Raw genomic sequence first — 6466 nt, 5'->3', positions numbered from 1 at the left:
ACCGGAAACTGATGCGCAGCCTGCTGTTCCAAAGTAAATATCCCTAACGAATTGCGATTGTCAGCGGGATTTTACCACACTCTCTCTTTCCTTTGATTCTTGAGCGCAAATGCCGCCCGTGAGCGGAGCTTCTCGTCGGTGTCGCGCTCTAGAATGCTCGCCAGCGCCGCAATAGCACGCGGGTCTGTGGGCTGCAAACCAAGCTGGTGCACCGTGACGCGGCGCACCCGTATGCTCTTGTCATGCAGCGCTCGGTCTATCAGCAGCCCCACAATGTCTACGTCCAGTGGCGCTACTTTGCAGTCCTGACAGGCCAATGAGTGCACCGCCAGCCGCCGGACATGCGCCGACGGATCTGAGAGGGCTTTGGTGAGCGGGGCCACACACGCCTCCGTCGCCAAGTGGTCCAGCAGCCCCGTGGCCTGCGCTCGGACTTTCGGATCAGGATCGGCCATCGCCTTCAGAGCATCGGCCAGTGTTGCATCTTCCGTTGTCATTTTCGAACCTCCATACTCATTGTGCAAGCTCTCTGAAAGCGCTGTCAAGGTAGGGGTGGGGTGGGGCTGTGGCTTTTATCTTGACAGATATACCGTCTGGACGGTATAGTAAAAACATGGCAAGAGCAAATAGCAAACGAAGTGTACTTCTTCAGGTGGCAGGCCAGCTTGTTCGGCGCGAGGGGTACTCTGCGCTGACGCTGGAGGCGGTGGCGGCGGAGGCGGGGGTGAGTAAGGGAGGGCTGCTCTATCACTTTCCTACTAAAGAAGCACTGGTAGCAGCGCTCGTAGAGGCACTGATTGATGGATTTGAGACGGGGCATCAGGAGTGCCTGGTGCAAGACAGCGCTGCACCGGGGGCTTGGGCACGGGCGTATCTTCGTGCATCGGTAGCGCCCGAAGGGCAGAGCGAGGCCGATGGGATTACGGCGGGGCTGCTTGCGGGGGTGGCGCTCGACCCCAACCTGCTGGCACCGCTTCGGGCGCGCTACGCGGCGTGGGTCACCGCGCTGGAGAGCGATGGCTTGCCGGGAGTGAATGCCCATATCGTACGGCTGGCCGCCGATGGGATCTGGCTTGCGGATCTTATGGAGCTCGCACCGCCAAGCGGCGTGCTGCGCGCGCAGGTTCTGGCGCGGCTGATCGAGCTGGGAGGAGGAAGCCATGAAGAAGCCTAACAAAGCGCTCAAGAAAGTCGCGCTGTGGCTCATGATTGGCTCGTTCCCGGTCTGGTTTGGGCTCTTTCTGGCACCGTTCTTACCGCTTCCGTTGGCGCAGCGTACGTTGGTGGGAGGAGGGCTGGCGCTTCTTGCGGAGGTGATGTTCTGGGGAGGTGGGGCGATCTTAGGCCCCGAGGTGATTGCCCGCTTCCGGATGCCCAAGGTGACCACGGGAAAGAGCTTTGCGGGCAAGCGCGTGGCGGTACTCGGCGCAAGTGGGGGACTTGGCTCAGCGGTGGTGCGAGCGCTCCATCGTGAGGGGGCCGAGGTGGTCGCCCTGGTTCGCAATAAAACGCGTCTGGCAGCCGCTCTGCCGGAGATTACTCTCGAAGCACACACGATTGACTTAACCGACTCCGCGGAACTTGAGACGGTTGCGGCGCAGGTGGGGGCGTTGGACATTTTGATCTGTGCAGCAGGCCAAGACATTCGCAAAGAGCTGGCTGCCCACACACCGGATGAGCTAACCGAGGAGGTCACGGTGAACCTCGTTGGCCCCATGCTTCTGACACGTGCGTTCCTCCCGACCCTCAAAGAAGGTGGTGCCGTAGCGATCCTGGGAGGGTTTGCAGATGGGCGCTTGGGCCTCCCGTACTACTCCGCCGATGTGGCATCGCGTGCGGGTATCGCTGCATTCTGTGAGGCGATAAACCGGGAGCTCACCCTAGAGGAGCGTGACCTGCGGCTCTGTTTTATCTGCCCCGCGCCTGCCGATACCGAGGCGGAGCGCCCCTACGCGGAGCTCTGGCAGCAGCTGGGAGCCCCTCCAGTTGCCCCTGAGCGTGTGGCAAATTTTGTTCTCGCCGCGCTTCTTGGCCGTCGCCCCGTGGCGATCATGGGGTGGAGCAACTCTCTGATTGCCAAGGTAAACGCGCTCTCCCCTGAGCTCGCCGATCTGCTTGCACTGTCACGTACTGGGGCACTCCTCAGGAGGGCGTTCTCTCAGACAAGCTCTGGGACACTGGGGTGAAGGGTGCGGTTTTCCACCCGAAAAACGCGGCTTATACCACCGCGCAAGAGAACCGTTTCCTGAAAGACAACGGCAAGCTGTGCCCGAAGCTCTCGTGAGAGCAGCTTCTAGAACCGGGCGCCGCGGGTCGTAGCTAAATCGGCGGGCTCCGTGCGACGCGCGATGGCTCGCTCCAGCCCAGCCATTTGATTTTGTAGGCTCGCCTATTTTTTACTGAGGGACTACCGGCTCGAAGCCGCGAGCGTGGCTTTTACGGTGAGGGTTTGGTCGCCGCGCTTGATCACAATCTCCACGACATCGCCGGGCTTGTAGTCGCCCAACGCCAGCGTGTACTCTTGGACGTTCTTGATGGTACGAGCGCCAAACTTGACAATAATATCGCCCTTCTGCATTCCTGCTTTCTCCGCTGGGGAGCCCGGACGAACGCCATCGAGGAGCACGCCCTCGCCCTCAAATCCATAGCCCGGAATCGAGCCGAGCGAGACACGGAAGCGAGCGGGCTGTTCCTGCACGACGGTGATCTGTGTAAAGCCAGGCCGCGTCGGGGCATCGGCGATGGACTGTGCGGCACGGGCGACGAGTGCGAGCACTTTAGCCTCACCGGCGTAGTTGATTTTATCGGCGGTATCGGTTGGGCGGTGGTAGTCGCCGTGGAGGCCGGTGAAGAAGAACAGGACGGGAATCTTAGCGTTGTAGAACGACTGCTGGTCCGAAGAGCCAAACCCAGACTCGGAGCGGGAGAGGGAGAACTTCGCCTCCGCATTGAGCCTATCCAGCAGGGGATTCCAATCCGGCGATGTCCCGCTGCCCACCGCGATGAGCTTATCACCATCCAGCCGCCCGATCATGTCCATATTGATCATGGCGACCGTTTTATCAAGAGGCTGGGTGGGGACCTTGACATAGTGGGCGCTCCCGAGCAGGCCTAGCTCCTCGCCGGAGAAGCACAGGAACAAGATCGAGCGCTTGGGTGGGTTCTTGGCAAAGTACGCCGCCAGCTCTAAAACCCCCGCCGTCCCGGAAGCGTTGTCGTCCGCGCCGTGGTGGATCGCGGGAGCCTTGCTCTCCGCCAGTGAGTGCGTCCCACCCATGCCGAGATGATCCATGTGCGCCCCGATCACCAGAACCTCACTTTTTAGTACCGGGTCGGAGCCTTCCAAGAGCCCCAGAATATTGGCGCTCGTCTTGCTTTGCTTCTTCACCTCGGTCTGGAGGGTCGCTGTGAGTGGCCCGTCCTTTGCCTTCCAAGCCTCGACCACGCTCTTTCGGACTATTGCAATCGGCAGGCCCGCATCGGTGCCATCGCCTTCTTCAAAGCGCAGCGCCGCGTCTTCTGCAGAGGCGACAATCAGTCCCGCCGCGCCTTTCTCCCGTGCGACAATCGCTTTCTTGCGAACCCCACCTGTGCCTTCGGCGCTGGCGACGACAAGCTTGCCCTTCACGTCTTGGGAGTACTCCAGCCCCTCGCCCACAAAGACCAGCTCGCTGCTGACCTCACCCGCCGTCGAAGTAGACAGCGGCGAGGGCTCGAAGGTCTGCCCCGCGGCGTAGCGCCCAAAGCCGCTGACTTGGAGCCGGTTCTTGCTGCCCTGCGCGACACCTGCGGGGAACGAAAACGGTTGGAGATACCCCTTTGTGCCTGCCGGTTTCAGGCCCGCCTTCTTAAACTGCTCCGCGATATACTTCGCCGCCGCCTCGTTTCCACGCGTCCCCGAGCCGCGTCCCGCGAGCGCATCGGAGGCCAAGTAGGTCACATGGTTCTTGACAGAGTCCGGCGAGAAAGTCTGCGCCGAGGCAAGCGAGCCCAGCGCAATCGTAAGCGCCAGAGAGAGAGTGAAGCGTTTCATGGAAAAGATTGTACCCGGCTACACAATAAGCTTCTTCTGGACAGTGCCAAAGACATCGGTTAGGCGGAAGTCGCGGCCTTGGAACTTATAGGTGAGCTTGGTGTGGTCTATCCCGAGCTGGTGCAGGATGGTCGCCTGCAGATCGTGGCCGTCCATGGGGTCTTTGACCGGGTTGTAGGCGAAGTCGTCGCTGGCTCCGTGGACGTAGCCGCCTTTGAAGCCGCCGCCGCATGCCCACATGCTGTAGACGGAGCCCAAGTGATCGCGGCCATAGGTCGGCTTGGTCATGTCGCCCTGCACAAACGGGGTGCGCCCAAACTCGCTGGCCCACAGGACAATGGTGTCGTCTAAAAGCCCACGCTCTTTCAAGTCCATTATCAGCGCCGCCGACGGCTGATCGGTGTCCTTGCACTGCTCCGCAAGCTGGGTGGGGAGGTTCCCATGCTGATCCCAGCCCGAGTGCATGAGCTGGACAAAGCGGACGCCTTTTTCGAGCAAGCGGCGGGCGAGCAGGCAGTTCTTGGCGTAGCTTCCCGGACGCTTTACATCGGGGCCGTAGCGCTCTAGGATATGGGCGGGCTCTTTGTCAATGTCCAGCAAGTCCGGCACCGACATCTGCATCTTGTAGGCAAGCTCGTACTGCGAGATGCGCGTCTCGATCTCCGGGTCGCCGTATTCACTTAAGTGCTGGGCATTGAGCGCCGCAATATCGTCGAGCTGCCGCCGCCGCAAGCCATCGGTGAGGCCTTCGGGATTTTTGAGATAGAGCACCGGCTCGCCCTCGCTGCGAAAGCGCACGCCCTGGAACTTGCTCGGCAGGAATCCACTGCCCCAGTAGTAGTCAAAGAAAAGCTGCCCGCACGTGCGCCCCCGATCTGTGGAGGTCATCACGACAAACGAGGGCAGGTCTTTGGTCATGCTCCCGAGGCCATAGGTCGCCCACGCGCCCATGCTCGGCCTTCCGGGAACTTGTGAGCCCGTGAGCAGAAACGTCACGCCCGGCGCATGATTGACGGCCTCGGTGTGCATGGAGTTGATCAGGCACAGCTCATCTGCCATGCTTCCGATGTGCGGCAGCAGCTCCGAGAGCATCATCCCGGACTTACCGTAGGCTTTAAAGGGCTTGATGGATGGCAGGATCGGGAACTTGGTGAGCCCGCTGGTCATGGTCGAGAGGCGAGTCCCCTTGCGCACCGAGTCCGGCAGGTTCGTCCCGCGCAGCTTCTCCAATCCCGGTTTGTAGTCAAAAAGATCGACGTGTGATGGTGCGCCACCCTGCCAGAGGACGACCACGCGCTTGGCAGCCCTCCTCCCGTTTTCTCTCCTCCCGTTTTCCCTCCTCCCCTCAGCCCCCTCCTCCCGACCCCGGGAGGAGGGGGAGTTTTGGGCTTGGGCGGTTTCTTCGCCGAGAAGGCTGGCGAGCGCGGCCATGCCGATTCCCGTGGCGCTCTTGCCAAAAAACTGTCGGCGGGTGATGCCGAGATCGCGTTCAAATTCCGGGTTCATACTCTCTCCAGTTTGAGAAGGGGTTGGTCGCCCGAGTCGAACTGCCCGACATAGAGGCTTCCGTCGGGGCCGATTAGGGCGTCGTGGGGGCGGCGAAATGGGGTGTCGGGCAGGGTCTCCATGGGCTTGAGCTTGCCGCTTTTGTCGTACTCGGGCTTGCTGCCGCCGACATTAGCGATGACTTTGAAGTTGCTGTCGAGCACGGAGACGTAGCCGGGGACATTGCGATCCTGCGGCCACTTGCCGCCCAGATGCCCGACGATCCAGAGCTTGCCTTGGGGGCTATTCCACGGACGCAACATGCGCGGGTCGGAGCCGGGAAGCGTCCACTCTTGGAGCTTCTTGCCCGCTTTGCTCCAGCGGGCGATACTGCGCTGGTCGCTCATGGCGATCAGAAGCGTGTCTTTGTCCACGTAGCCGCCGTGTGGCCCCCAGTGTGGAATCCCGCCTTCGTTGCCACCGAAGTAGCCCGCGTAGTTTCCATTGACGCCGTAGCGGATCACGTAGTCCTTGCCGTAGCCATCTAAAACGCAGAACGAGCCATCCGGCAGGTGCAGGGTCCACGACGGCTTGTACTCATCGGCGCTCTTGTACTTGCCGGTTTCTTTTGGCCAGCCCCACTCCGCGAGGACGTCTCCCTGGAGCGTGGTCTTGAGCACCCGGTGCGTGTTCAGGCAGGTTAAGTACAGCACTTGGCGACGACTTTCCTCGACAATCGAGAGCCCATGCCCGCCGGTTAGCCCGAGATTCTTCTGGTGCACGACCCTACCTGTCGCCGGGTCAAAGACCAGCAAGTTGGCATCGGCATGATCGGTGAGCAGGTAGAGATAGCCGCTCTTATCAAAGACCAGCCCATGGCCGTTCTTGATGGGCAGGCTCGCAGGCTTGGCCCAAGTGGGCACAAGACGCCAGGCAAACTCGCGGCTC

General features: G+C 61.2%; 6 protein-coding genes. 2 read left to right on the top strand and 4 right to left on the bottom strand.

The window, feature by feature from the left end; genetic code table 11:
* Positions 1-71: 71 nt before the first annotated feature.
* On the bottom strand, positions 72-497 hold the full coding sequence (locus tag AC1XOS_RS18365; protein ID WP_481963668.1) for a HEAT repeat domain-containing protein: 426 nt from the start codon (positions 495-497) through the stop codon (positions 72-74).
* Positions 498-613: 116 nt separating this feature from the next.
* On the opposite strand from AC1XOS_RS18365, the gene AC1XOS_RS18360 reads away from it, so the two are divergent.
* On the top strand, positions 614-1174 hold the full coding sequence (locus AC1XOS_RS18360; protein WP_481963667.1) for a TetR/AcrR family transcriptional regulator: 561 nt from the start codon (positions 614-616) through the stop codon (positions 1172-1174).
* Positions 1161-2186 carry an SDR family NAD(P)-dependent oxidoreductase gene (locus tag AC1XOS_RS18355; protein ID WP_481963666.1) on the top strand — a complete coding sequence of 342 codons (1026 nt, stop codon included), beginning with the start codon at positions 1161-1163 and terminating at the stop codon, positions 2184-2186. The genes AC1XOS_RS18360 and AC1XOS_RS18355 overlap by 14 nt, the downstream gene beginning before the upstream one ends.
* A 221-nt stretch (positions 2187-2407) precedes the next feature.
* On the opposite strand, the gene AC1XOS_RS18350 is transcribed toward AC1XOS_RS18355, so the two are convergent.
* The 3 genes from AC1XOS_RS18350 to AC1XOS_RS18340 all read right to left on the bottom strand — a co-directional run.
* Complete coding sequence (locus AC1XOS_RS18350; protein ID WP_481963665.1) at positions 2408-4033, bottom strand: M20/M25/M40 family metallo-hydrolase; 1626 nt, start codon at positions 4031-4033, stop codon at positions 2408-2410.
* A gap of 18 nt (positions 4034-4051) precedes the next feature.
* Positions 4052-5539 carry a DUF1501 domain-containing protein gene (locus AC1XOS_RS18345; RefSeq protein ID WP_481963664.1) on the bottom strand — a complete coding sequence of 496 codons (1488 nt, stop codon included), beginning with the start codon at positions 5537-5539 and terminating at the stop codon, positions 4052-4054.
* A partial coding sequence (locus tag AC1XOS_RS18340) for an NHL repeat-containing protein (RefSeq protein WP_481963663.1) occupies positions 5536-6466 on the bottom strand: 931 nt, incomplete at its 5' end. The genes AC1XOS_RS18345 and AC1XOS_RS18340, both read right to left, overlap by 4 nt.

This window comes from Armatimonas sp. (assembly GCF_964826245.1).
The sequence above is the reverse complement of the archived record's forward strand: the minus strand, read 5'-3'. Positions and strand labels throughout refer to the sequence as shown.

Bases quoted from the DNA above. Each gene is read 5' to 3' on its own strand.
- AC1XOS_RS18365 (WP_481963668.1), bottom strand. From the start codon at position 497: ATGACAACGGAAGATGCAACACTGGCCGATGCTCTGAAGGCGATGGCC.
- AC1XOS_RS18345 (WP_481963664.1), bottom strand. From the start codon at position 5,539: ATGAACCCGGAATTTGAACGCGATCTCGGCATCACCCGCCGACAGTTT.
- AC1XOS_RS18350 (WP_481963665.1), bottom strand. From the start codon at position 4,033: ATGAAACGCTTCACTCTCTCTCTGGCGCTTACGATTGCGCTGGGCTCG.
- AC1XOS_RS18355 (WP_481963666.1), top strand. From the start codon at position 1,161: ATGAAGAAGCCTAACAAAGCGCTCAAGAAAGTCGCGCTGTGGCTCATG.
- AC1XOS_RS18360 (WP_481963667.1), top strand. From the start codon at position 614: ATGGCAAGAGCAAATAGCAAACGAAGTGTACTTCTTCAGGTGGCAGGC.